Origin of the sequence: Bacillus sp. AF62 (assembly GCF_050312695.1) — a bacterium.
Classification (GTDB): domain Bacteria; phylum Bacillota; class Bacilli; order Bacillales; family Bacillaceae_G; genus Bacillus_A; species Bacillus_A cereus.
This window is the reverse complement of sequence record NZ_JBNPJZ010000093.1, coordinates 110,799-133,961: the sequence shown is the minus strand read 5'-3', so window position 1 is coordinate 133,961 and position 23,163 is coordinate 110,799. Positions and strand designations below refer to the sequence as shown.

The following is a 23,163-nucleotide window of genomic DNA, read 5'->3' as shown; positions in this document are numbered from 1 at the left end:
AACCACCAAAATTGGTGGTTTATTTTTTATATGGATGATAACTTTTGCCCTCTTGCAGCTCCCTCTTTGTTTCTGCATCTATAACGATGTACTTATGAAACGCTTCTACTTCATTTTGAGTAAAAGAAGCGAAAAAATAAACTTGGCGATCAGGGTGAACAAAAAAATCTTGAAGCACCACTCTACTTCGACAACCGACAGCTGTTTTTTGCAGGAAAGAAAATTCCTCATCAGCCACTTCTTTAAATGAAATTTTTTTACGAACACTATATGCTGCATTTTTGTACTCTTTATAGATTTTCTTATCTAGCTGTTTATAAAAAACATCCTCACTCACAAATGACTTATTTTGATTGCTTGGATAATTTAGTTTTCGGTTGGATTCTGCATATGTTGTGGACAATTGCGCAAGAAAACAAATAATGAATACGATACATATCATTTTTTTCATCATTGCACCTCAATTTTTTATTATCCACATTACTTTTCCACATATTTAAATCCATATGCTGTTTCCAATAAAAAGGAATTATTTCCACATTTGTCGAAGTATATAGCGTCAACTTGAAAGATGGGGATGAATTATGAAGAAAATTATTTTAATACGACATTGTTCAGCAACTGGGCAGGAATGTGATGCTGAATTAACGACCGATGGAAAAGACCAAGCAAATACCCTTGCTACATTCCTCTTAGAAAATACTCTACAAATCGATCATATTATTTCAAGCCCATTTGTCCGAGCTATCGATTCCATTCGGCCCTATGCACTCCAAGCTAACTTATCTATCCAAGAAGATGAACGATTAACTGAACGCATATTGAGCAACGTTCCAATGGATGATTGGATGCAAAAACTAGAATCCACTTTTACGAATATAGATATTGCCTTTTCAGGCGGAGAGTCAACAAAACAAGCAACAGACCGTGCCATATCGCTTATTCAAGACGTTTTACAATTAAACCATACGACAACACTACTTGTTACACATGGCAATTTACTTACGCTCATTTTAAAGCATTTTGATCATACGATTGGCTTTAATGAATGGAGAACTTTAACGAATCCTGATATTTACGAAATTACAATCGACGAACAATGTATCATAACACGCTTATGGGAAGCATCGTCCAAGTAATATCCCTTTCCAAAACATTCAGTTGACGCCACGAGAAGAGACTGTTCTAACAATAGAAAGGGGTATCATTTCATATGTACGAAGACGTACTTGCTTTACTACATAAAACAAATGTTTCTTATGAAAAATTCGAACACGAACCAGTACTCGATTATGAGACGGATCGGATCGTACGCGAGAGACTTGGCTTACAAGGCACTCCAAGTAAAAGCTTATTTTTAAAATCAAAGTCTGGAGATTATTACGTATTTTTTACGTTAGAGGGCACAAGGCTCAACCAGGGAGAGATGAAAGAACTAACAGGAGAACGCTTATCTCTCTGTTCTCCTGATGAACTGCGAGACAAAACTGGTTGTACGCCGGGATGTGTGGCTCCTTTCGGATATTCACACGATGTAACAATTATTGTGGATAACGCTATTTATACGTACGATAAAATTTTAATTACACCTGGTGTACCTGAATTTACAATTGAATTATCCACAGAAGAATTAAAAAAGATTTTATTAACATGTACAAATACCGTTTTAGAGTACAAACAAAAAGAGAGCTGATTGTTAGCTCTCTTTTTTCATTATTTAGCTTCTGCTGTTTTTTCTTTTGCAGAACGTACTTGCTCGTCCGCATGGTAAGAAGAACGCACAAGTGGGCCAGCTTCACAGTGGCTAAATCCTTTGCTAAGTGCAATTTCTTTAAGCTCTGCAAATTCTGCTGGTGGATAATATTTAATAACTGGTAAATGCTTCTTAGATGGTTGTAAATATTGTCCAAGAGTTAAAATATCCACATTGTTTGCACGTAAGTCATCCATTGCTTCAATTAAATCTTCTCTTGTTTCACCTAAGCCGACCATAATGCTCGATTTAGTTGGAATATCAGGCTGCATTTCTTTTGCTCGACGTAAAAACTCTAATGAACGGTCATACTTTGCTCTAGCGCGAACTCGGTCAGATAATCGACGTACTGTTTCAATGTTATGGTTTAAAATATCTGGTTTTGCATCCATTAACATTTTTAAGTTTTCTTCTACCCCAGCCATATCAGATGGTAATACTTCGATAGACGTGAATGGGTTTTTACGACGTAGTGCTCGTACTGTTTCAGCAAAAACAGCTGCTCCGCCGTCCTTTAAATCATCACGTGCAACCGCTGTTATAACAACGTGCTTTAAGCCCATTTGTACTACTGAATCTGCTACGCGTTCTGGTTCTTGTAAATCAAGCTCAGTTGGTAAGCCTGTTTTAACCGCACAAAAACGACAAGCACGTGTACAAACCGCACCTAAAATCATAAATGTTGCTGTTTTTCTTACAGCCCAGCATTCATGAATATTCGGACATTTTGCCTCTTCACAAACGGTATGAAGATTCTTAGAACGCATCATTTTCTTTAAGCCTGTATAGTTTTCATTCGTGTTTAACTTAATTTTCAACCATTCGGGCTTGCGCTTATATTCTGTTTGTTTTGTCATGGTTATCAACTCCGCACAATATGAAATAGTTTACCGTGTTCGCTTCTTTCAATGTAACATATCTATTCTAACGTATGAAAGCGATTTGCTCAAATGAAGATTCTAAGATTTTTTCCAATCGTTCCCTATAATGAAATACTCCGTATATCCCACACTAAAAAGAGTGATGTTGTGAAAGGAGTCTATTTCATGCTTCGAAAAATTTCTCTTTTGCTTTCTATTTGTTTTCTTCTCCACCAAAACATCGCTTACGGTGAAGATAATCAGCAAAGCATATACGAAAAGCGCATGGCACTATATAAAGAAACCGAGCAATCTTCAGGCATTCCATGGTATTACTTAGCTGCAATGGATCAATATGAAAGAAATATACGGAGCGTAAGAAAAGATATTCCAAAAAAACCAGATGCCATCATTTCCCTTTATTTCAAACCAGAAATATGGGCTGGACCTGTTAATAGTAACGATACTCTCCCCCATACAATTTCTCTATTTGGCGGAATAGGTTTAGATGGTGACAAAGATGGATTTGCAAATGCAAATAGCGACCGTGATCTTCTGCATACCGCAGCGACTATTTTAAGGAAACAAGGAACGTCAGAAGACCGTATTAAAATTATGCTTTGGGAATATTATAGACGTGCAAAAACAGTTGATTTAATTAGCGAGTACGCCCAAATTTATAAACATTATGGACGTATTAATTTAGAAGGAAATGCTTTTCCTCTTCCGATTCGTAGTGACCATAGCTACCGTAGTACTTTCGGCGCTGGAAGAAGTTTTGGCGGAAGACGAATTCATGAAGGAACCGATATTTTCGCCGGATATGGCGTGCCAGTAAGATCGACTTGCTATGGCATTATTGAAACAAAAGGCTGGAACCGCCTTGGTGGATGGCGCATTGGTATTCGTGACCTTCATAACAATTACCATTATTACGCTCATTTAGGCGGGTTCTCAAAAGAAATACAGCTTGGACAAATTGTTGAGCCAGGAAAAGTAATTGGATTTGTTGGTAGCACTGGTTATGGACCTCCTGGTACAGCCGGAAAATTCCCACCCCACTTACATTTTGGCATATATAAAGACAATGGCTATACAGAATGGGCCTTCGATCCATACATGCATTTAAGCCTTTGGGAACGCAAAGAACGAGCAAATACAAAAAGATAACCGTAGCTGCATTGCTACGGTTATTTTTTATCCAGTAACAGCCCGGCTCAGCCGAGTTTCACTTTATATGCAACTAACTATCTGTTTTCTTTTTATCAGGTACAGCAACACTTCCGCTTCCATAATACGTAGGCACTTCCCCTTGAACGATACGCGTCGCAATCGGAACATTTTGTTTCACAGTTATCTCTTTCGTATGAAATGGAATAATTACTTGCAATGTTACTTCCATTTCCATAACAATTTGAATCGCTGTAGTATTAATTCCATGCGGCTCAATTTTTTGTTTAATATCTGTATTCACATGCCCAATTGGCGTGAAATGAATCGGAATATCTGGTCCTATATTACCAAGAAGTGCATTATCAGTTACACGTCCAAAAGGAACTGCCATAGTCGCCCCATTTTTTTCAGAAATACCTAGCTCCTTCAACTTCCCTTGTTCTACTTGTTGCAAATATTTTTCTATGTACGTGGTCGTTGACGTTACGATTTCATTTACTTGCTTCGTATTTAAATTAATTGTGGATACTTTTCCGTTTTTATCATTCTGTACTTTCATTAATGAATCGACATCGAATCCTTCATTAATTCTATCCTTTACCGCCTTCGTCATAATTGCTGTCGCCATTTTATGTGTCTCTACTTCCCCATATTTAATTAAGGTCGGCTGAATACTATTATTCACAATCCACAACCCTTGCGTAAGTAATATAATAAAAAGAATAAACGACATAAGCAGTATATACCGAAAGGCAATAGGTCCCCTTCGAAACCGCGAGTTTTTCGAGCGAAATATACTCATAAAAAAACCTCCTTCTTATATCATTTCTATGCAAGAAGGAGGGACGATATATGCTTATCTCATTTTTAATAATGCTTCTTTTCCAATCGTTCCTACTGGAATGCCTAACGCTTCAGCTCCAGTCGTTACCGATTCTAGTGGCGCTTCAAGAAGTTGTTCAATCGTTCTTACACCAACCGCACGGCCAGCAATAATTCCTCGATCACCTAATTTCTCATTTAAAAGACCTACATCTAATGCACCACACATAATATATCCTTTATCGCTCATTACAGCTAGCAAATTCGTCTTTGGAAGTTTCACGCTAACCGCAATAAACGTATAATTATCAATTATAATTGGCTCCACATTAACCATAGTTCACACTCCTCTCTTTCTTATCTGTATGACAAGAGAAAAATGAGTGTTACAAGTTAACTAGCCTATAGTTTAACGGAAGTTGTATGAGTTATTAACATATCCGTTAACACATCTCTAAGTAGTTCTGGCATATAATATTGTTTGCTAGAAAGTGTGGATAGCTCTGGGTATAAGTATCCAAACGTAAACATATCGATTGTTCCTACCGTATATATACGGTCTAACTCCAGCGATTCGCCGTTAATCAATACATCTTCTAATAAAATTTTATTGCCAGGAATCGTATCTGGAATGACTTCTACACCAGCATAAATCATTTTCCCCATCACTTTCCCCCGAAATCCGAATCCTTTCACCTCAAGATTCTCCATGTTCGGTTTACGTGCTTTCAAAATAACTTCTCTTAATATCTTTCCTGGAACTTTCAAAGCACACGGATTAATTGGATGTGGACAAATTCTGTGAATATCTCCGCGCGTTACAACACCCTCTTCTAGTCCTTCAAGAAGTACACCGGCGTTCACCATGCCAATCTCTGCATCGCACCATGTTTTCAGCGCACTTGCTAACATATGAGAAAACGGCGTCTCCTGAAACCAATCAACCGGTAATGACTCTTTTAAATGAACGACAGGCTCTGCCATTATATGCTTACTTTCTTCCTGCAGTATTTCAATTGTGGATAACGGCTCGCTATAAGCACCTAACCGTTCCGTCTTAATCGCTCTACCGTCTTTTTTCAACAGCTTCTTCGTCTCTTTATCCACAGTAAGCTGAACGTGGCCAACGTAACGTCCCCACTTTTCACAACAGCAAAGTAAAGTATTGTTCAGTAGAACACCACGCTCAAATAAATGATGCGTATGTGCACCTAAAATAACATCTATATCATAATGCTCTGCCATATACTCATCCATACTTTTTCCAAGGTGAGATAGGACAACGGTAATATGCGCCTCATCTTTCACTTCTTCTAAAATAGACTCTAAATGGATAAGCGGATCTTCAATATGCCAATCGAGCATATGATAAAACTCTGGATAAGCTACCGTTAATCCGATAAAAGCAATGATAATCCCATCTGTCGTCGTATGTAATTTATAAGGCTTCGCCCACGCTGGACGTACCCCTTCTTTTTCAAATAAATTCGCAACGAGCACCTCAAATCCAGCATCATCATATAGACGATTCAAATGCTCCTTCGCTAACGTAATGCCTTCATTATTTCCGATCGTTACATAATCATATAACGCCTCATTTAAAAGCTTCGTATTCCCAAGGCCATTTGTCGCTTCCGAAATACTATGAAAACGATCCACATGATCACCGATATCAACCGTCAAAACAGTCTCTCCCGCTTCCTGTCTTCGCTTTTTCTCCCCTAGAACAAACCGAGAAATTTGCGGCCAATTTTCAAAATGACTATGTATATCGTTTGTATGATAAAGGTGGATGATTGTTTCTTTATTTGTATTCAGAGAAAAAACCTCCTCTCAGTTCCTTACTGCCATTTACGCTATGCGCACACAATAATCCTGTAAATACTTTTCGTCTTTTCTTGCTATTTTACATTGTACTCGCATTGTGAGAAAAAGCAAAAGATTGTCCTTTTCATATGAGAAACTTTTGCTAATGCAGGAAAGAATTCCAGATAGTGGAGGGAGGGGTGGATTTGTCAAAAAGTTTAATAGAGAATTCAGTGAGTGGTTGTTCAAGTGGATTTGTCAGTATCTTTGTCTTAAACCTAGTCGTTCTCTGTTCTTATAAAATGTTTGGGGTATGTGAGGATTTTCTTTTGTCTTATCTTGTCGACAAATCGATATTCCTTGTCGAAACGTTGATATATTCCCATTTATGATCGATATATTTGAAAAATCGTTGATATATTTAGCTGAACACCCACCCGGGTATCCTCTCCCAAGCCAAGACAAATCCGCAAAACAAAAAAGCGCCCTGCACAGCAGGGCGCTTCTACTTTATCTATTAACCAATAGAACCTTCCATCTCAAACTTGATTAGACGGTTCATTTCAACTGCGTATTCCATTGGAAGTTCGCGAGTGAATGGCTCGATGAAGCCCATTACGATCATTTCTGTAGCTTCTTGCTCAGAAATACCGCGGCTCATTAGGTAGAATAATTGTTCTTCTGATACTTTCGATACTTTCGCTTCGTGCTCAAGTGAAACGTAATCGTTTTTGATTTCGTTGTAAGGAATTGTATCAGATGTAGATTGGTTATCCATGATTAACGTGTCACACTCGATGTTAGAGCGAGAGTTTTTCGCTTTTGGTCCGAAGTGTACGATACCACGGTAAGTTACTTTACCACCATGCTTCGCAATCGATTTAGAAACGATTGTTGAAGACGTGTTTGGTGCTAAGTGAATCATTTTCGCACCAGCATCTTGGTGTTGGCCTTTACCAGCAATCGCGATTGATAATGTTAAACCACGAGCGCCTTCGCCTTTTAAGATAACTGCTGGGTATTTCATCGTTAATTTAGAACCGATGTTACCATCAATCCATTCCATCGTTGCGTTTTCTTCACAAACCGCACGTTTTGTAACTAGGTTGTATACGTTGTTCGCCCAGTTTTGGATTGTTGTATAACGGCAATACGCATCTTTTTTAATGATGATTTCTACTACCGCACTGTGAAGTGAGTTAGTAGTGTAAACAGGTGCTGTACAACCTTCTACGTAGTGTACGTGTGCGCCTTCGTCTACGATGATAAGCGTACGCTCGAATTGTCCCATATTTTCAGAGTTAATACGGAAATACGCTTGAAGTGGTGTATCAACTTTAATACCTTTTGGAACGTAGATGAATGATCCACCAGACCAAACTGCAGAGTTTAATGCAGAGAATTTGTTGTCTGTTGGTGGAATTACTTTTCCGAAATGCTCACGGAAAATATCTTCGTTCTCTTTTAATGCGCTATCTGTATCTTTGAAGACGATTCCTAGAGCTTCTAGGTCTTCTTTCATGTTGTGGTATACAACTTCAGATTCGTACTGTGCAGATACACCAGCTAAATATTTTTGCTCAGCTTCTGGAATACCTAATTTATCAAATGTTGCTTTAATTTCATCAGGTACTTCATCCCAAGACTTCTCAGATTTCTCAGATGGTTTTACGTAGTACGTAATTTCATCGAAATCTAAGTCGTTTAAGTCGCCGCCCCATTGTGGCATTGGCATTTCATAGAACTTATCCAGTGATTTTAAACGGAAGTCTAACATCCACTGTGGTTCTTCTTTCATACGTGAAATCTCTTCAACGATCTCTTTTGTTAAACCGCGTCCAGCACGGAAAATCGAAACGTCTTTGTCTTTGAAACCATATTTGTAATCGCCGATATCTGGCAGTTGCTTCGCCATGTTGGTGTGTCCCTCCTTAGATAACCTCATTTTTAGGAACCTTTAACATTACTTATCTTCGTTTAAGCCCTTTTCTAACGCTTTCCACGCTAATGTTGCACATTTAATACGTGCAGGGAACTTGCATACGCCTTGTAATGCTTCAATATCTCCTAAATCGATGCTGTCATCGTACTCTTTTCCTAGCATCATGTCAGAGAAAATTTTAGAAAGCTGAAGTGCCTCTTCAATTTTCTTACCTTTTACTGCTTGTGTCATCATTGAAGCTGAAGACATTGAGATTGAACATCCTTCGCCTTCAAACTTCGCCTCTTGCACAATACCTTCTTCTACTTTCATCGTAAGTTGAATACGATCGCCGCAAGTTGGATTGTTCAAGTTAACGGTAACACTATCTTCTAACACGCCATGGTTACGAGGATTTTTGTAATGATCCATAATAACTTGACGATATAACGTATCTAAATTATTAAATGACATTTGTGAAATACTCCTTTGTCTTGATTAGCGATTCAACAAATGTATCAATTTCTTCTTTTGTATTATATAAATAGAAGCTCGCACGTGCTGTTGAAGAAGCTTTTAGCCACTTCATAAGCGGTTGTGCACAGTGATGTCCTGCGCGAACTGCAATGCCTTCTACATCTAATACAGTCGCTACATCGTGAGGATGTACGTCTTCAATATTAAATGTAACAAGACCAGCGCGATGCTTTGGACCATAAATTGTAACGCCATCTACTTCTGATAGTCTTTCTAAAGCGTATTGCGCTAATTCATGCTCATGCTTTTCAATATTATCAAGACCGATTTCTTCTAGGAAATCAATTGCCGCACCAAGTCCGATTGCATTACCGATAATCGGTGTACCCGCTTCAAACTTCCACGGAAGCTCTTTCCAAGTAGATTCTTGTAAATCTACGAAATCAATCATTTCACCACCAAATTCAATTGGCTCCATATTGTTTAGCAATTCTTTCTTACCATATAATACGCCGATACCTGTAGGTCCGCACATCTTATGAGCAGATAATGCGTAGAAATCACAGTTTAAATCTTGTACATCCACTTTCATGTGAGGTGTACTTTGTGCACCATCAACGACCATAATTGCTCCGTTTTCGTGTGCGATTGCTCCGATTTCTTTTACAGGGTTAATCGTTCCAAGTACGTTTGATACTTGCATAATAGAAACGATTTTTGTATTCGGTGTAACAGTTTGACGAACATCTTCTAAAGAAATTGTACCGTCTGGTTGAAGCGGAAGGTATTTCAAAGTTGCGCCAGTTTTCTTCGCAACTTGTTGCCACGGAATGATGTTACTATGGTGTTCCATGTAAGAAATAACGATTTCATCGCCTTCTTTTACATTTTCAAGGCCATAGCTAGCCGCTACTGTATTTAATGCAGTTGTCGTTCCGCGCGTGAAAATAATCTCTTCCATTGATTTCGCGTTAATAAACTTGCGAACTTTCTCACGTGCACCTTCATACGCGTCGGTAGCTTTCGTACCGAGCGTATGAACACCGCGATGCACGTTAGAATTATATTCTTTATAGTAACGTTCTAACGTTTCAATGACTTGAATTGGTTTTTGAGAAGTTGCTGCACTATCGAAATAAACAAGTTGTTTGCCGTTCACTTTTTGATCAAGAATTGGAAACTGTTTGCGTATTTCATGAATATTCATTAGCGAACTTTCCTTTCAATTACCTCAACAAGCTGTGCTTTTACTCCTTCAATTGGAAGCTCATTTACTACAGGTGCTAAGAATCCATGGATGACTAAACGTTCTGCTTCGCGTTTTGGAATACCACGGCTCATCAAGTAGTATAATTGGTACGGATCTACGCGGCCTACTGAAGCTGCGTGACCTGCCATAACATCATCTTCATCAATTAAAAGAATTGGGTTCGCATCACCGCGAGCTTTTTCGTCTAGCATAAGAACGCGAGAAGATTGTTGTGCATTTGATTTAGATGCACCGTGTTCAATCTTACCAATTCCATTAAAGATAGATGTTGCACTATCTTTTTGTACACCGTGTTTTAAAATCCAACCTTCAGAGTGTTTACCGAAGTGAACAACTTTAGTTGTAAAGTTTTGTGTTTGGTTACCACGGCCAATTGTTACTGTTTTCGTATCAGCATATGAACCGTCGCCCATTAAGTTCGTAACGTTCTCTGAAATTGTGTTTCCATCATTCATAAGGCCTAGAGCCCAATCAATGCGGCCGTCGCGTCCAACAACACCGCGGCGGTTAACGTAAGTTGTTACGTCTTTTGCTAATAGATCAACCGCACCGAATTTCACTTGTGCACCTTGTTCCACAATTACTTCTGCTACGATATTTGCAATACCTTTAGCATTTTCATTTGCAACATAGTTTTCTACATAAGTTGCAGTACTGTTCGCATCAGCTACGAATAATACGTGGTTATATACGTTAGCTTCTTCGCCGTCTACTAAGAATACAGCTTGAAGTGGAGTTTCAAGAACAACGTTTTTCGGAACATATACGAATGCACCGCCGTTGATTAATGCAGCATGAAGTGCAGTTAGACGATGCTCGTCTACTTTCACTCCGTCTTTCATTAAATACTTTTGTAGTAATTCAGCATGCTCTGTTGCAGCTGTTACGATATCTGTGAAAATAACACCTTTGTCTTTTGCTTCGTCTGCTAAAGAAACGAACGCAGTTGTACCAGTACGTTGCACTAATACGCTGTTATTTTCATCGATTAAGTTTTTCACTGCTTCTGGAAGCTCTGTTAAAGAACTTACAGGCTCTTGCTTAGCAGCGTCGCCTTTTCCGATAAAGTCCCATTTTTCAATTTTCGTTTTATCAGGCGTTGGCATTGGAAGTTCTGTTGCTTGTGCAAGAGCTTGTAAGCGGAACTCAGTCAACCAAGCAGCTTCGTTTACTTCGCTTGCGCGTTGACGGATTGTTTCTTGATCGAAAGGTAATGTACCGATTGTCATGTTTATGCTCCTCTCTTACGCTTCTTGCTCTGTTGTTTCGTCTTCAATACCTAATTCTTTTTTAATCCAGTCGTAACCTTCAGCTTCTAGACGTTGTGCAAGCTCAGGGCCACCAGATTTAACGATACGACCGTTCATCATAACGTGAACGAAGTCTGGAGTGATGTAGTTTAATAAGCGTTGGTAATGCGTAATCATTAGGCAACCGAACTCTTCGCCGCGCATTTGGTTAATACCTTTAGATACAACTTTTAATGCATCGATATCAAGACCTGAGTCGATTTCATCTAAGATTGCGATTTTTGGCTCAATCATCATTAATTGAAGAATTTCGTTACGCTTTTTCTCTCCACCAGAGAAACCTTCGTTTAAGTAACGTTGTGCCATTTCTGGATCCATTTCTAGGAATTCCATGTTTTTATCTAATGTACGGATAAATTTCATAAGAGAAATTTCATCGCCTTCTTCACGACGTGCGTTAATTGCAGAACGTAAGAAGTCAGCGTTTGTTACTCCGCTAATTTCACTTGGATATTGCATTGCTAGGAATAGACCCGCTTGTGCGCGCTCGTCTACTTCCATTTCTAATACATCTTCACCGTCAATGATGATGCTACCTTCTGTTACTTCATACTTTGGGTGACCCATAATTGCAGAAGATAAAGTTGATTTACCTGTTCCGTTAGGTCCCATAATTGCGTGGATTTCTCCACCTTTTACTTCAAGGTTTACACCCTTTAAAATTTCTTTGCCGTCAATTGATACGTGTAAGTCTTTAACCGTTAATGTAGAACCAGCCATCTCAATACCTCCATTAATCCTATATATACATTTTAAAAATTCCTAAAACGTTCATATTCTCATTTTATTCTCATTCTAATTTTATATCAAATAAAATGATATCGCAAACGACGAAAAAAAGTAACCGTTTTTTCACAAATGTATATAAGTATTTCCTTTACATCTTTCTATGATACACCTTTCTTCTTATTTATATAAAGAAAAAAGGACTGGTAATTTCCCAGTCCTTTCCTTATATTTATTCACTTACCGGAAGTACAGCACCTTTATATTCTTTATTAATAAAATCTTGAATTTCTTTTGAATGTAACACTTCTACTAGCTCTTTAATTTCTTTTTTCTTCTCATCACCTTTACGAACTGCAATGATGTTTGCATACGGAGAGTCTGCTCCTTCAATCGCAATTGCATCCTTCGTTGGATTTAATTTTGCATCAATTGCATAGTTCGAATTAATGAATAAAGCATCTCCCTCATTATTTTCATACAACTTCGGTGAAAGTCCAGGTTCAACATCTGTTTTAAATTTTAAGTTTTTCGGATTTTCGACTACATCTTTTACTGTCGCCTTAACCACATCTACACCATCTTTAAGTTTAATCACGCCGCCTTTTTGTAACAATGCTAACATACGGCCACGCTCCGCTACGTTATTACTCATAATCACTGTCCCGCCATCTGGTAAGTCTTTTAAGCTTTTATATTTCTTAGAATAAATGCCCATTGGCTCTAAATGGATTTTTCCTGCGTTTACAATTTTATATCCTTTTTCTTGGATTTCTTTATCTAAGTAAGGAATGTGTTGGAAGTAGTTCGCATCAATTTCCTTATCCGCTAACGCTTTATTCGGCAACACATAATCTTGGAATTTTTTAATTTCTAATTTAATACCCTTTTTCTCTAATATCGGCTGTGCCTTTTCTAAAATAACAGCGTGTGGCACGTTAGAAGCTCCAACAACAAGCTTATTCTCATCTTTCCCTCCGCAAGCAGCTAATGTAAATACAGACAGCGCTGTAACAACTGACAATAGAATCTTTTTCATATGATGTCCCCTTCTCCCCAATAGTTATGTAGTTATGAAAAAGAGCTGGCATCAGACCAGCCCTTTTCAGCAATTATTCTTTTACAGGAACAACTGCCCCTTTATATTCTTTATTAATGAAGTCTTCAATTTCTTTAGAATGTAATACTTCTACAAGAGCTTTAATCTCTTTCTTATCTTTATCGCCTTTACGAACAGCTACTATGTTTGCGTACGGTGAATCATTTCCTTCAATTGCAATGGCATCTTTTTCTGGATTTAACTTTGCATCAATTGCATAGTTAGAGTTAATTAAAACAGCATCGCCTTCTTTATTGTTATACACTTGTGGCAATAAACCAGGCTCGATATCCGTTTTGAATTTTAGATTTTTCGGATTATCTGCAATATCTTTTGGAGTTGCTTTAACTGGATCTACCCCATCTTTAATTTTTAAAATGCCTTCTTTTTGTAAAATTGCTAAACCACGTCCATGGTCAGCCACAGAATTACTCATAATGATTGTTGCTCCGTCCGGAAGTTCTTTTAAGCTCTTATATTTTTGAGAATATACACCAATTGGCTCTAAATGAATTTTTCCTGCTACTTCAAAGTCATACTTTTTATCTTTAATTTCTTTTTCTAAATACGGAATGTGCTGGAAGTAGTTTGCATCTAAATCCTTATCCGCTAACGATTTATTTGGTAATACGTAGTCTTGGAATTTTTTAATTTCTAACTCGATTCCTTTTTTCTCAAGTAACGGTTTTGCCTTTTCTAAAATTTCAGCGTGCGGTACGTTAGAAGCACCAACAACAAGTTTCTTTTCATCTTTATCTTTCCCGCCACAAGCAGCTAAACCAAAAATTGAAGTTGAAATAAGTGCCGTAAGTAATAATTTTTTCATTTGAAACATCCTCCCGTTTTTTATTATCGTTTATCTATTCGAGTCGTTAAACTATCACCAATCCACTGAATTAAAAATACAACTAGTAATACACAAATTGTCGCAACGATTGTTACATCGTTATTCCCTCTCTGGAATCCTTCTAAGTAAGCAAGTGTTCCAAGACCACCAGCACCAACAACTCCCGCCATTGCTGTATAGCCTACTAAAGCAATTGTCGTAACCGTAATACCAGATACTAATGCTGGTAACGATTCTGGAATCAATACTTTTAAAATAATTGTGCTTGTTTTTGCTCCCATTGCTTTTGAAGCTTCAATTACACCTTTATCAATTTCGCGAAGTGCGATTTCAACCATTCTCGCGTAGAATGGTGCCGCTCCAATAATTAAAGCCGGTAGTGCTGCACTTGCTCCAAGAATTGTTCCAAGAAGAATCTTTGTGAATGGGATTAATAAAATAATTAAAATGATGAACGGTATAGAACGGAATATATTTACGAATGCTCCAATCACCGTATTAATTGATTTATTTTCCCATAAATTATCTTTCGCTGTCATGAAGAGTAACAATCCTAAAATTAGTCCTAAAACAAATGTCGCAAGAGCTGCGATTGCCGTCATATATAACGTTTCACCAGTTGCTTCTAACATTTGATTCCAATCAACATTTGCGAGTAACTTATCCATGTGCAATCACCTCCAGCTCTACTTGATCTTGATGAATTCCTTCTATTGCTTGCTGGATCGCTGTTTCCTCACCATTTAAATGAACAACTAAACTACCGTAAGAACCGTTATTCGTTTGTGCGATATTTCCTTGCAAAATGCTAACTTCTATATCACTGCGTTGCATCAATCGTTGAAGCACTGGTCTTTCTACAGCCTCACCGATAAACTGCAAACGAATCACTTTTCCATCTGGATATTTTTCAATTAAACTTTCAATCGTTTCATTTGTATCTTCAGAATCTGTTAACTGCTGTACAAATCGTTTCGTAATATCTTGCTTCGGATTACGGAATAAATCAAGTACTGGACCCGTTTCTACAATCTTTCCTCTCTCCATTACCGCCACTCGATTACAAATCTTTCGAATTACGTGCATCTCATGTGTAATGAGTACAATTGTTAAACCAAGGCGCTTATTAATGTCTAATAGTAAATCCAAAATTTGATCTGTCGTTTCTGGATCAAGAGCTGACGTTGCTTCATCACATAAAAGTACTTGTGGGTTGTTAGCTAATGCTCTTGCAATCCCAACGCGTTGTTTTTGTCCCCCGCTCAGCTGAGATGGGTACGCGTCTCCTCTTCCTTCTAATCCAACAAGATGAATTAATTCATCAACACGTTTTCTTCTCTTCGTTTTATCAACACCTGCAATTTCAAGTGGAAACTCTATATTTTCACGTACAGTTCGTGACCAAAGTAAGTTGAAGTGCTGAAAAATCATTCCGATTTCTTGCCTTGCCTTACGAAGTTCACTTCCTGTAATTGCTGATATAACACGATTCGCAATTGTAATTTGGCCAGAAGTCGGTTTCTCTAACTGATTAAACAATCTGATTAAAGAACTTTTCCCAGCGCCGCTATATCCGATAACACCAAATATTTCGCCTTTTTCTATTTTTAAATTGGCGTTATCTACAGCAGTGACATCACCGCTTTTCGCCTTATATATTTTCCTTACATTCTCTAATAGAATCATGATGTTCACCCCTTTTTTGTTTAGGTCGACTCCGCAATTTTTTATTTTTAATGCGTGTAGTCCACTGTTATCATTACTTTTATTATTTGAATGTCCTCCACATTCAAACAATAAAAAAACCTTTCTGCTTTAGAGAAGCAGAAAGGTTTATATGCGTATATAACAACATTATCCCTCTCTCTCATCTCTCAAAGCATTCGCTTTGCAGGAATTGGCACCATTTCAACATAAGTTGACGGTTGCCGGGCTTCACAGGGCACAGTCCCTCCACCTCTCTTGATAAGAGAAATCAGATTCAATTTTCGTCTGATTTGAAATTTATGAAATTGTCTATATTTTATGACTTGAATTGTATCAATATACACTTACCATGTCAACAGAAATTTTCGCAAAAAATGAAACTTCAGAATTTTAAGCACCTACTGACATCGGTTTACATATATGAAACATTGATTCAACTAATAACATCGTTTGGTACGTTCCCGAATATTGTACACGCCCATCGTTCATTAACATTTGCAATCGTACATTTCCATTCACCAATTGCTCTATATCTTTTTCATCTAAGCAAATGATTTGTTCCGTTCCTCTTTCCTCTTGTAGCAGCTCTATATAATCTCTTGAAATTTGTAACGAACAACTTTCATCTCTAAAGCGGAAATTAACAGTTTTCTCCTCTCGTCTTAAAAGCGGCTCTAAATGATATTGACCATTAGCGTAATTTACAAATGATTGAAGCAAAGAATATAATTTCACCCTAAATCACATCCTTCATATCACTTTCTATTACATACCATTCCCTCTCAATAAAGAGCAATCCTGTTATTTTCGCTCGACAAATACTGTATCCATCCTGCATCTCGACATATTTCCCAAGAAATATGTCGAGGCGGCAAAAATTTTGCCGCCTACTTTAATTCCGTATATAAATATTCAACCGAATGAAATGCATATATCTTCTTCATCAGTGTCCCATTTTCAAAAACAAGTAAACAAGGTACACTTTCAATCCCATACTCTTTCGCTAAATGCGGAGCATAATTTAAATCTAACATCCCAATTTTGAGGCCTTCAATTGTCATCTCAACGACTGTTAACATCTTTTTTGCTAATTGGCATGTTCCACACATTGGAGTATATACATATAACACTGTTTTTTCTTCATTCTCTATTAGGGCTGTAGCTTCGGCTCCTGTCCAATCGATCACTTCTATCATTCCTTACCGTAAATATTCTGTATAAACGTCAATGTCGGCTCCCCATAATACATTTGCTAAGTGTGTAGATGGCGCAGTTGCCACTTCTCGGTACGAGCGATCAATATAGATATGCTCGGCTTGCGGAAATTCTTTTCGAAATTGTTTCCTTAACTTTTCTCCAGCATCATCAGCATCCACTAGCACATACACTTCCTTATCAAAAAACTGATCAACGAGCTCATCCATTTTCGACAAACCAATTGTACCATTTGTACAAACAATTTCCACTGGTTCACGAATAATAGATTCAATCTTTCTTCTATCTGATGTACCTTCTACAATAATGACTTTTTCCACATAAATCATATGTCATCACCCGATCACCATATACTATACAACCTTGAACTTAGTATATAGTATATTCGTTATTTTCATGTTGTTTCCTGTTTATTTTTGCAAAAGAAAAGCGAAACCGACTGTTTAGCCCTGTTGGCTAAGGTTCTTCCGTACAGAAGACGCTTTTTGTCTTCTCGTGCGGAAGGTTCTTAGACATGAAGGGCTAGGAGTTGGAGCTAGACAATGAAAAGCACAAGCGGCTCATTTAGATTGTGAGGGGGATGGAGCTTCTGACGTAGAGGCGCTTTTTGACTTGTAGGAAGAAGCGAAGCCACCGAACAATCTAGTCGCTGGAGCTAGACAACGAAAAACAAAAACGGCTAGACCTGCATAAAGATTAAACGAAAAAGTTTTTTCAAAAAACGTTCTCCTAGACGATAATTAGTATATGATTCTACATTCATTATTTTACACAAAATAAAAAAGGACAGCACAAAGGCTGTCCTTTAGTCGACTATAATTAGTCTTGGTTTGTCATTTCTGCATATTTTTCTGCAGTTAATAACTTCTCAACTTGGCTTGCATCAGAAAGTTCAACTTTAACCATCCATGCACCCTCGTATGGAGATTCGTTAACAAGTTCTGGTTGGTCACTTAATTCTTCGTTTACTGCTACAACTTTACCGCTTACAGGTGCGTATAACTCAGAAACTGTTTTAACAGATTCTACGCTTCCGAATGGCTCGTCAGCTTCGATTGTTGCACCTACTTCAGGAAGTTCAACGAATACGATATCACCTAGCTCACCTTGTGCAAAGTGAGTGATACCGATAACAACTTCATTACCTTCAGTTTTTACCCATTCGTGTTCTTCAGAGTAACGTAAATTATTTGGAATGCTCATGACTGTACCTCCAGTGAATGTATTAATTATGTAAAAATACCTTATTGGTACTTTTTCCACACACTTTCAAACTGCTCTTCGTTAAAACCAAGTGTTACATTCGTTCCATCTGTTACAATTGGACGTTTGATCAACATGCCATCAGATGCTAAAAGCTCATACATTTCGTCTTCGCTTGCATCTTTCAACTTATCTTTCAGACCAAGTTCACGGTAACGCATTCCACTTGTATTAAAGAATTTTTTTAATGGTAATTCACTTTTTTCATGTAAATTACGTAAATCTTCTTTTGATGGTGGATTTTCAACAATATGAATCATCTCATATGCTACATCGTTTGCCTCAAACCATTTCTTTGCCTTTTGACATGTGCCACACTTTGGATATGAATAAAATGTTACTGTCATAAATTCACCTACTTTTTTACTAACCTTTACCTTTATCATATAGAAAACGTTTTATTATTTCAAACCATTATTCGCTAAACTTTTACTTATTTCGTGATAATTTTTAATAATCCTGCGAATTTTTCTTATTTTTCCGCCATTTGTTAAGAAAAAAATAAATATATAAATTTTTTTAGATTCTGCACCAAACATATATCTTAAACAAGCGTTTGATTAATTTCTTATTTTCCTTTGTTAGCCTTTGAACTACATGAGTTTCTTTCTACCGAACATACAGCTTAAACAAACGTTTGATTAATTCTCTATTTTTCTTTCTTAACCTTTGAGCTGCATCGGTTTCTTCCTACCGAACATACAGCTTAAACAAACGTTTGATTAATTTCTTATTTTTCTTTCTTAACCTTTGAACTACATGAGTTTCTTTCTACCGAACATACAGCTTAAACAAACGTTTATTTTTAAAAAATAAGAAGCCTTTTTTACAGGCTCCTTCATCATCGACTTAAGTAATCCGAAATGGTTTGAAATACTACTATATACATATTATGAATATTTCGATCGGAAACAGTATCATTATATAATCCCATACCCCAATATTGACCTTCAGGGTTCCCCATATTTACAAACCCTTGCGTATACGTCATCGTTTTATCCTTTGGGGTATTATCATAATCTAAATCCTTGTTAGTAAAAATTAAATACGGTCTATCTTGCAAACCAATAAAAAATACCGGCTTCTTTAACGATAAAAATAAGTCCGTATACTGCTCCTTTGATGCCTCTTTAAAGTATTCTTTCATAACGAAAAAACCATCAACTTTTGCTGATTTCTCCTGCATTTCTTCTAACTTTATACTTTCAAACTTTACATTCCTAAACGTATCTTTCGGCTTTTCTCCAACAACTCCAATTACGAGTGCTCTTCCGTTATATTCTAATTTTTCTCCTTCGTTATTCTTTGCACACCCAGCACCTACTAGGCATAACAATATAAAAACTAAAAAATATGATAAACGCTTCATTTAGCACCCTCCCCCTTCTTTTTAGTCAAGTGACAAAAACGTAAGGTTAATTCAAGAAAATGTAAGTAAAATCGATAGCCCAATTCACGTTTCTATATTATAATCAATTGAATTTACTTACATTACTAAACATAGGAGATCAACATGAAGAAATTTAAACTTTCATCTTTTCTTCCGTTAAGTTATATACTTCTACTCGTACTCGTAAGTCCCCTTTACGACGTATTAAATAAATCGACTGTTCACGCAGTAGACGTTACAACTGTAGTAGATGATTGGATTCCATTTGTAAAAGCATTTATTATTCCTTATTTACTTTGGTTTCCATACTTATACGGCGCACTTATTTATTACTGCTTCGCTGACCGAAAGCAATATTATGTCACTTTAAGTAGTGTTATTTTTGGAAAGCTTGCTTGTTTTTCTATTTATTATTTTTGGCAAACAACTGTACCGCGTCCGACTGTCGTTGGAACAGATGTATTTTCTGAACTAGTTCGCTATATTTATAGTATCGATCAACCGGTAAACTGTTTCCCTAGCATTCACGTTCTTACTACATTTGTAATTATGTTAGCTGCCTTTAAGCGTAGAGAGCAACATGCTTTTGAATATTACATCCTTACTTTCTTCGGTACACTTATTATTTTATCAACGCTATTTACGAAGCAACATGCCTTTGTAGATGCCGTTTCTGGAATGACACTCGCAAGCATACTATACTTCGGCGTTCAACTCTTATTGGCCAAAGAACCAATAAGAGTTCCAGTAAAACAAAATCATAGAATGTAACATGACAAAAAAGCAGACTGTGGCTTCTCAGTCTGCTTTTATCTATTATTAAGGAGATTTTCAATTTAAGATTGTGGTACAGTCATATCACCAGAATGAATACGACCTGCTTTTTTAAGAGCAATGTAAAGTATATAAGAAACAGCTACTGGAATGACGATATAAGTAATTACCATCGCCGGGAGAACTTCCCATCCTTCGCTGGAAATTAAATTAATTGGTGCGATAAGAGAACTTAATCCAAGACCTGCAATTTCTTTTCCTGCTTCCAGTTGGAAAATTAATGCGGATACCGGACCGACTATAGCACTGGCGACGACAGTTGGGACGAGAATCATTGGATTTTTAGTGATATTTGGCAACTGTACTTTCGGAGTACAAAGAGCTTGAGCTAATATGCCACCTAAATTGTTTTCTTTTGCTGAGATGACAGAGAATCCGATAAACTGAGCGACGCATCCGGCAAGAGCTGCACCACCTGCAACACCGTCTAAGCTAAGTGCGATCGCTAACGCAGCTGATGAAGCTGGAGAGATAAGTAATAGTCCCCAAACTACTGCAATGACGATAGAAGCGATAAACGGGCTACCAGCTGAGCTATCTTTAATAAACGCTCCAACTGCATTTAAAACAGGAGTAATATTATGAGATAACCAAATACCAACTAAACCAGAACCTAATATGGCCGCAAATGGAACGAGCATCATATCTAAAGCAGTTTTTCCGCTTAAACGTTTACCAATATATACAGCTAAAGTTGCTGTTAATAACGCACCGATTGGCTCACCTGTTTTAATAATTAGACCAGCTTCAGTAATTGAAATGGATCCGGCACCAATCGCTCCAGCTACCATAGCCGAGAAGATTACAAGACCATTTGCACCGAGCATAAAAGCAATTCCAGCACCAATGGCCGGTGCCATAAGTGATTTTGCAACAACTCCGATTGTAATAAGCAACGGAATATCAACAATTCTTCCTATATTTTCGATTAGTAAACCAATTCCGAGGGATACGAAAATACCTTGTGCGATTCCAGCAGATGCTTTAAATACACGAGACATTATATATTCCTTCATTTGTTTCACCTTCTTCTATAAGTTAGTAACCAATTGTTTTCATATAATCACGTAAAATATCGTTTGATTTTGCGAATCGAGATTCTTCATCCTCTGTTAAATTGAGTTCTACAACTTCTCTTATACCGTCTCTAGTAATAATAGCTGGTACTCCTGTACAAATATCGTATTCACCGTACTCACCATCTAAAATGGCTGATACAGCAATGACACGATGATCATCATTAAAGATTGAGCTTGCAATATATGCTAGAGAATTTCCGATTCCGTAATAAGTAGTTCCTTTACGTTTATAAATTTCCCATCCGGCTTTTGCAGTCTTCTCAACGATTTCATCTAAATCTATTTCACCAAATCGTTCTTTTTGTTCTTCTAAAATTTGCAGAATTGGCTTTCCACCAACAGTTACATGAGACCAAGCAACCATTTGAGAATCACCATGTTCTCCTAATGAATACCCATGAATACTACGAGGGTCTACATGTAGCATTTCAGATAAAATTGTTCTTAAGCGAGAAGAATCTAGTGATGTACCAGTACCGATTACGCGATTTCTAGGTAATCCAGATAATTTCCAAACTTGATATGTAATAATATCAACTGGGTTCGATGCAAGTAAGAAAATACCATCAAATCCACTTTCCATTACGCCACCAACAACACTTTCCATAATCTTCGCACTCGCTCCTAAAGTATCTAAGCGACTTTGCCCTGGTTTTGGTGCTGGACCTGCTGTAATAATAACGATGTCCATATCTTTGCAGTCTTCATAGCTTCCTGCATATACTTTTGTTCTTGTATTTGTAAAGTTAATGCAATGTGATAAATCCATTGCTTCCCCAACTGCACGTTCATGATTTATATCAATTAATAATAGCTCTTCGCAAATCCCTTGATTTACAATGGAATACGCACAACTTGATCCAACTAATCCAGTACCGATAATTGCAATTTTTCTTGTATGTCTTTTCATAGCAATCTCTCCTAAGTGATCATATAATCTATTTCTTTTGTTCTTTACACTCTTAATTATAGAGGTTCTCACGATAGAAACCATGGATACTTTGTGAAATATTGAACAAAGTGTTTGTCCTTTTTGTGAATTGTTATATTCCATTTTCGTCATATTTGTTACAACTGGAAAAATATTTATTATGTATTTATTGACATACAAAAAAATAAAACGAGCGAATCTATTTTCGCCCGTTTTTTCATCCAATTATTCTGCACTTAACTGACTTTTTAATTGCTGCACAATCATCGGATTAGCAGGTGCTGCCGGTTTGTAATAACTCTTTTGCTTTGCGTACTCATACATATTACGTTGGCGCGCCTCATCTTGATTACGAATTTGGATTAACGTTTGATGTAACTGTTCATTATCAGACTGAGCAATATAATTTGCATAGCTTGTTAAACTTGCATTCAATCCTGCTAAATAATCATTTACCATATCTTTTTCATTCATCTTTCTCTTCCTCCTATCCTAGGAAAGTCATTAATTGCTGTTTCGTATTTCGTGCATCTTGCGCATCTTTTTGTAGCATTTGTTTCAGTTGTGGATCTGTACACGTCTGTGCATACTGCTCCAACTTGTTAATAATGGTAGCGTGTCCACCAATCAAATGACGTAAATTTTCTACTTCAAGCTCTGTTAAGTTTTGCATATAACAT

General features: G+C 37.2%; 28 protein-coding genes and 1 riboswitch. Of the genes, 4 read left to right on the top strand and 24 right to left on the bottom strand.

The window, feature by feature from the left end:
- Positions 1–19: 19 nt before the first annotated feature.
- On the bottom strand, positions 20–451 hold the full coding sequence (locus tag ACQRBL_RS25350) for a hypothetical protein (RefSeq protein WP_023523343.1): 432 nt from the start codon (positions 449–451) through the stop codon (positions 20–22).
- A gap of 133 nt (positions 452–584) precedes the next feature.
- On the opposite strand from ACQRBL_RS25350, the gene ACQRBL_RS25345 reads away from it, so the two are divergent.
- On the top strand, positions 585–1,139 hold the full coding sequence (locus tag ACQRBL_RS25345; RefSeq protein ID WP_000720575.1) for a histidine phosphatase family protein: 555 nt from the start codon (positions 585–587) through the stop codon (positions 1,137–1,139).
- A gap of 74 nt (positions 1,140–1,213) precedes the next feature.
- On the top strand, positions 1,214–1,693 hold the full coding sequence (locus tag ACQRBL_RS25340; RefSeq protein WP_411996043.1) for a YbaK/EbsC family protein: 480 nt from the start codon (positions 1,214–1,216) through the stop codon (positions 1,691–1,693).
- A gap of 20 nt (positions 1,694–1,713) precedes the next feature.
- Here the strand turns inward: ACQRBL_RS25340 and lipA are convergent, their stop codons facing one another.
- Positions 1,714–2,610, bottom strand: a complete 897-nt coding sequence (gene lipA, locus ACQRBL_RS25335; RefSeq protein ID WP_411996042.1) for a lipoyl synthase — start codon at positions 2,608–2,610, stop codon at positions 1,714–1,716.
- Between the two features lie 189 nt (positions 2,611–2,799).
- Here lipA and ACQRBL_RS25330 point away from each other — a divergent pair, with 189 nt between their 5' ends.
- Positions 2,800–3,783 carry a M23 family metallopeptidase gene (locus ACQRBL_RS25330; protein ID WP_000944681.1) on the top strand — a complete coding sequence of 328 codons (984 nt, stop codon included), beginning with the start codon at positions 2,800–2,802 and terminating at the stop codon, positions 3,781–3,783.
- A 73-nt stretch (positions 3,784–3,856) separates the two neighbouring features.
- Here ACQRBL_RS25330 and yunB read toward each other — a convergent pair whose 3' ends face one another.
- The 18 genes from yunB to ACQRBL_RS25240 all read right to left on the bottom strand — a co-directional run bounded on the left by yunB (position 3,857) and on the right by ACQRBL_RS25240 (position 19,618).
- Positions 3,857–4,588, bottom strand: a complete 732-nt coding sequence (gene yunB, locus ACQRBL_RS25325; RefSeq protein ID WP_063537942.1) for a sporulation protein YunB — start codon at positions 4,586–4,588, stop codon at positions 3,857–3,859.
- Between the two features lie 54 nt (positions 4,589–4,642).
- On the bottom strand, positions 4,643–4,945 hold the full coding sequence (locus ACQRBL_RS25320; RefSeq protein ID WP_000248467.1) for a YunC family protein: 303 nt from the start codon (positions 4,943–4,945) through the stop codon (positions 4,643–4,645).
- Between the two features lie 65 nt (positions 4,946–5,010).
- Positions 5,011–6,402, bottom strand: a complete 1,392-nt coding sequence (locus ACQRBL_RS25315) for a bifunctional metallophosphatase/5'-nucleotidase (RefSeq protein WP_097920019.1) — start codon at positions 6,400–6,402, stop codon at positions 5,011–5,013.
- 529 nt (positions 6,403–6,931) lie between these two features.
- Positions 6,932–8,329 (bottom strand): Fe-S cluster assembly protein SufB, encoded by a 1,398-nt coding sequence (sufB, locus tag ACQRBL_RS25310; RefSeq protein WP_001118824.1) that lies wholly within the window; start codon positions 8,327–8,329, stop codon positions 6,932–6,934.
- Positions 8,330–8,377: 48 nt separating this feature from the next.
- Positions 8,378–8,809: a Fe-S cluster assembly sulfur transfer protein SufU gene (gene sufU / locus ACQRBL_RS25305; RefSeq protein WP_000009523.1), complete on the bottom strand. Its 432-nt coding sequence runs from the start codon at positions 8,807–8,809 to the stop codon at positions 8,378–8,380.
- Positions 8,799–10,019, bottom strand: a complete 1,221-nt coding sequence (gene sufS / locus ACQRBL_RS25300) for a cysteine desulfurase SufS (RefSeq protein ID WP_001020767.1) — start codon at positions 10,017–10,019, stop codon at positions 8,799–8,801. Before sufS ends, sufU begins: the two co-directional genes overlap by 11 nt.
- Positions 10,019–11,311, bottom strand: a complete 1,293-nt coding sequence (gene sufD / locus ACQRBL_RS25295; protein ID WP_000152173.1) for a Fe-S cluster assembly protein SufD — start codon at positions 11,309–11,311, stop codon at positions 10,019–10,021. Before sufD ends, sufS begins: the two co-directional genes overlap by 1 nt.
- A 15-nt stretch (positions 11,312–11,326) precedes the next feature.
- Positions 11,327–12,112, bottom strand: a complete 786-nt coding sequence (gene sufC, locus ACQRBL_RS25290) for a Fe-S cluster assembly ATPase SufC (RefSeq protein ID WP_000929163.1) — start codon at positions 12,110–12,112, stop codon at positions 11,327–11,329.
- Between the two features lie 238 nt (positions 12,113–12,350).
- Positions 12,351–13,157, bottom strand: a complete 807-nt coding sequence (gene metQ / locus ACQRBL_RS25285; RefSeq protein ID WP_000722397.1) for a methionine ABC transporter substrate-binding lipoprotein MetQ — start codon at positions 13,155–13,157, stop codon at positions 12,351–12,353.
- 73 nt (positions 13,158–13,230) lie between these two features.
- Positions 13,231–14,043 carry a methionine ABC transporter substrate-binding lipoprotein MetQ gene (gene metQ / locus ACQRBL_RS25280; protein ID WP_000735081.1) on the bottom strand — a complete coding sequence of 271 codons (813 nt, stop codon included), beginning with the start codon at positions 14,041–14,043 and terminating at the stop codon, positions 13,231–13,233.
- A 23-nt stretch (positions 14,044–14,066) separates the two neighbouring features.
- The gene (locus tag ACQRBL_RS25275; RefSeq protein WP_000359401.1) at positions 14,067–14,732 is read right to left on the bottom strand and encodes a methionine ABC transporter permease; all 666 of its coding nucleotides are present in this window, start codon (positions 14,730–14,732) and stop codon (positions 14,067–14,069) included.
- Positions 14,725–15,750: a methionine ABC transporter ATP-binding protein gene (locus ACQRBL_RS25270; protein WP_411996041.1), complete on the bottom strand. Its 1,026-nt coding sequence runs from the start codon at positions 15,748–15,750 to the stop codon at positions 14,725–14,727. The genes ACQRBL_RS25275 and ACQRBL_RS25270 overlap by 8 nt, the downstream gene beginning before the upstream one ends.
- Positions 15,751–15,928: 178 nt before the next feature.
- A riboswitch (SAM riboswitch) is annotated at positions 15,929–16,036 on the bottom strand.
- Between the two features lie 125 nt (positions 16,037–16,161).
- The gene (locus ACQRBL_RS25265) at positions 16,162–16,506 is read right to left on the bottom strand and encodes a hypothetical protein (protein WP_000781229.1); all 345 of its coding nucleotides are present in this window, start codon (positions 16,504–16,506) and stop codon (positions 16,162–16,164) included.
- A gap of 152 nt (positions 16,507–16,658) precedes the next feature.
- On the bottom strand, positions 16,659–16,967 hold the full coding sequence (locus tag ACQRBL_RS25260) for a thioredoxin family protein (protein ID WP_002025020.1): 309 nt from the start codon (positions 16,965–16,967) through the stop codon (positions 16,659–16,661).
- 3 nt (positions 16,968–16,970) lie between these two features.
- Positions 16,971–17,315, bottom strand: a complete 345-nt coding sequence (locus ACQRBL_RS25255) for a toprim domain-containing protein (RefSeq protein WP_000640870.1) — start codon at positions 17,313–17,315, stop codon at positions 16,971–16,973.
- A gap of 490 nt (positions 17,316–17,805) precedes the next feature.
- The gene (gcvH, locus tag ACQRBL_RS25250; RefSeq protein WP_000026896.1) at positions 17,806–18,189 is read right to left on the bottom strand and encodes a glycine cleavage system protein GcvH; all 384 of its coding nucleotides are present in this window, start codon (positions 18,187–18,189) and stop codon (positions 17,806–17,808) included.
- A 41-nt stretch (positions 18,190–18,230) separates the two neighbouring features.
- The gene (locus tag ACQRBL_RS25245) at positions 18,231–18,596 is read right to left on the bottom strand and encodes an arsenate reductase family protein (RefSeq protein ID WP_000218968.1); all 366 of its coding nucleotides are present in this window, start codon (positions 18,594–18,596) and stop codon (positions 18,231–18,233) included.
- 494 nt (positions 18,597–19,090) lie between these two features.
- Positions 19,091–19,618, bottom strand: coding sequence for a hypothetical protein (locus ACQRBL_RS25240; RefSeq protein ID WP_000826910.1), 528 nt, complete (start codon positions 19,616–19,618; stop codon positions 19,091–19,093).
- Positions 19,619–19,762: 144 nt separating this feature from the next.
- Here ACQRBL_RS25240 and ACQRBL_RS25235 point away from each other — a divergent pair, with 144 nt between their 5' ends.
- Positions 19,763–20,410: a phosphatase PAP2 family protein gene (locus ACQRBL_RS25235; RefSeq protein ID WP_000713772.1), complete on the top strand. Its 648-nt coding sequence runs from the start codon at positions 19,763–19,765 to the stop codon at positions 20,408–20,410.
- A gap of 65 nt (positions 20,411–20,475) precedes the next feature.
- On the opposite strand, the gene ACQRBL_RS25230 is transcribed toward ACQRBL_RS25235, so the two are convergent.
- The 4 genes from ACQRBL_RS25230 to ACQRBL_RS25215 all read right to left on the bottom strand — a co-directional run bounded on the left by ACQRBL_RS25230 (position 20,476) and on the right by ACQRBL_RS25215 (position 23,156).
- Positions 20,476–21,489 carry a PTS transporter subunit IIC gene (locus tag ACQRBL_RS25230; RefSeq protein ID WP_000666168.1) on the bottom strand — a complete coding sequence of 338 codons (1,014 nt, stop codon included), beginning with the start codon at positions 21,487–21,489 and terminating at the stop codon, positions 20,476–20,478.
- Between the two features lie 22 nt (positions 21,490–21,511).
- Positions 21,512–22,462 carry an L-lactate dehydrogenase gene (locus ACQRBL_RS25225; protein WP_000820660.1) on the bottom strand — a complete coding sequence of 317 codons (951 nt, stop codon included), beginning with the start codon at positions 22,460–22,462 and terminating at the stop codon, positions 21,512–21,514.
- A gap of 246 nt (positions 22,463–22,708) precedes the next feature.
- Positions 22,709–22,957, bottom strand: a complete 249-nt coding sequence (locus ACQRBL_RS25220) for a spore coat protein (RefSeq protein WP_001002981.1) — start codon at positions 22,955–22,957, stop codon at positions 22,709–22,711.
- Positions 22,958–22,970: 13 nt separating this feature from the next.
- Positions 22,971–23,156, bottom strand: a complete 186-nt coding sequence (locus ACQRBL_RS25215) for a hypothetical protein (protein WP_001180555.1) — start codon at positions 23,154–23,156, stop codon at positions 22,971–22,973.
- Positions 23,157–23,163 lie beyond the last annotated feature (7 nt).

What these genes read in the sequence shown, in the direction of transcription:
- ACQRBL_RS25350 (WP_023523343.1), bottom strand. Translation starts at nt 451, where the DNA reads ATGAAAAAAATGATATGTATCGTATTCATTATTTGTTTTCTTGCGCAA.
- ACQRBL_RS25345 (WP_000720575.1), top strand. Translation starts at nt 585, where the DNA reads ATGAAGAAAATTATTTTAATACGACATTGTTCAGCAACTGGGCAGGAA.
- ACQRBL_RS25340 (WP_411996043.1), top strand. Translation starts at nt 1,214, where the DNA reads ATGTACGAAGACGTACTTGCTTTACTACATAAAACAAATGTTTCTTAT.
- lipA (WP_411996042.1), bottom strand. Translation starts at nt 2,610, where the DNA reads ATGACAAAACAAACAGAATATAAGCGCAAGCCCGAATGGTTGAAAATT.
- ACQRBL_RS25330 (WP_000944681.1), top strand. Translation starts at nt 2,800, where the DNA reads ATGCTTCGAAAAATTTCTCTTTTGCTTTCTATTTGTTTTCTTCTCCAC.
- yunB (WP_063537942.1), bottom strand. Translation starts at nt 4,588, where the DNA reads ATGAGTATATTTCGCTCGAAAAACTCGCGGTTTCGAAGGGGACCTATT.
- ACQRBL_RS25320 (WP_000248467.1), bottom strand. Translation starts at nt 4,945, where the DNA reads ATGGTTAATGTGGAGCCAATTATAATTGATAATTATACGTTTATTGCG.
- sufB (WP_001118824.1), bottom strand. Translation starts at nt 8,329, where the DNA reads ATGGCGAAGCAACTGCCAGATATCGGCGATTACAAATATGGTTTCAAA.
- sufU (WP_000009523.1), bottom strand. Translation starts at nt 8,809, where the DNA reads ATGTCATTTAATAATTTAGATACGTTATATCGTCAAGTTATTATGGAT.
- sufS (WP_001020767.1), bottom strand. Translation starts at nt 10,019, where the DNA reads ATGAATATTCATGAAATACGCAAACAGTTTCCAATTCTTGATCAAAAA.
- sufD (WP_000152173.1), bottom strand. Translation starts at nt 11,311, where the DNA reads ATGACAATCGGTACATTACCTTTCGATCAAGAAACAATCCGTCAACGC.
- sufC (WP_000929163.1), bottom strand. Translation starts at nt 12,112, where the DNA reads ATGGCTGGTTCTACATTAACGGTTAAAGACTTACACGTATCAATTGAC.
- metQ (WP_000722397.1), bottom strand. Translation starts at nt 13,157, where the DNA reads ATGAAAAAGATTCTATTGTCAGTTGTTACAGCGCTGTCTGTATTTACA.
- metQ (WP_000735081.1), bottom strand. Translation starts at nt 14,043, where the DNA reads ATGAAAAAATTATTACTTACGGCACTTATTTCAACTTCAATTTTTGGT.
- ACQRBL_RS25275 (WP_000359401.1), bottom strand. Translation starts at nt 14,732, where the DNA reads ATGGATAAGTTACTCGCAAATGTTGATTGGAATCAAATGTTAGAAGCA.
- ACQRBL_RS25270 (WP_411996041.1), bottom strand. Translation starts at nt 15,750, where the DNA reads ATGATTCTATTAGAGAATGTAAGGAAAATATATAAGGCGAAAAGCGGT.
- ACQRBL_RS25260 (WP_002025020.1), bottom strand. Translation starts at nt 16,967, where the DNA reads ATGATAGAAGTGATCGATTGGACAGGAGCCGAAGCTACAGCCCTAATA.
- ACQRBL_RS25255 (WP_000640870.1), bottom strand. Translation starts at nt 17,315, where the DNA reads ATGATTTATGTGGAAAAAGTCATTATTGTAGAAGGTACATCAGATAGA.
- gcvH (WP_000026896.1), bottom strand. Translation starts at nt 18,189, where the DNA reads ATGAGCATTCCAAATAATTTACGTTACTCTGAAGAACACGAATGGGTA.
- ACQRBL_RS25245 (WP_000218968.1), bottom strand. Translation starts at nt 18,596, where the DNA reads ATGACAGTAACATTTTATTCATATCCAAAGTGTGGCACATGTCAAAAG.
- ACQRBL_RS25240 (WP_000826910.1), bottom strand. Translation starts at nt 19,618, where the DNA reads ATGAAGCGTTTATCATATTTTTTAGTTTTTATATTGTTATGCCTAGTA.
- ACQRBL_RS25235 (WP_000713772.1), top strand. Translation starts at nt 19,763, where the DNA reads ATGAAGAAATTTAAACTTTCATCTTTTCTTCCGTTAAGTTATATACTT.
- ACQRBL_RS25230 (WP_000666168.1), bottom strand. Translation starts at nt 21,489, where the DNA reads ATGAAGGAATATATAATGTCTCGTGTATTTAAAGCATCTGCTGGAATC.
- ACQRBL_RS25225 (WP_000820660.1), bottom strand. Translation starts at nt 22,462, where the DNA reads ATGAAAAGACATACAAGAAAAATTGCAATTATCGGTACTGGATTAGTT.
- ACQRBL_RS25220 (WP_001002981.1), bottom strand. Translation starts at nt 22,957, where the DNA reads ATGAATGAAAAAGATATGGTAAATGATTATTTAGCAGGATTGAATGCA.
- ACQRBL_RS25215 (WP_001180555.1), bottom strand. Translation starts at nt 23,156, where the DNA reads ATGCAAAACTTAACAGAGCTTGAAGTAGAAAATTTACGTCATTTGATT.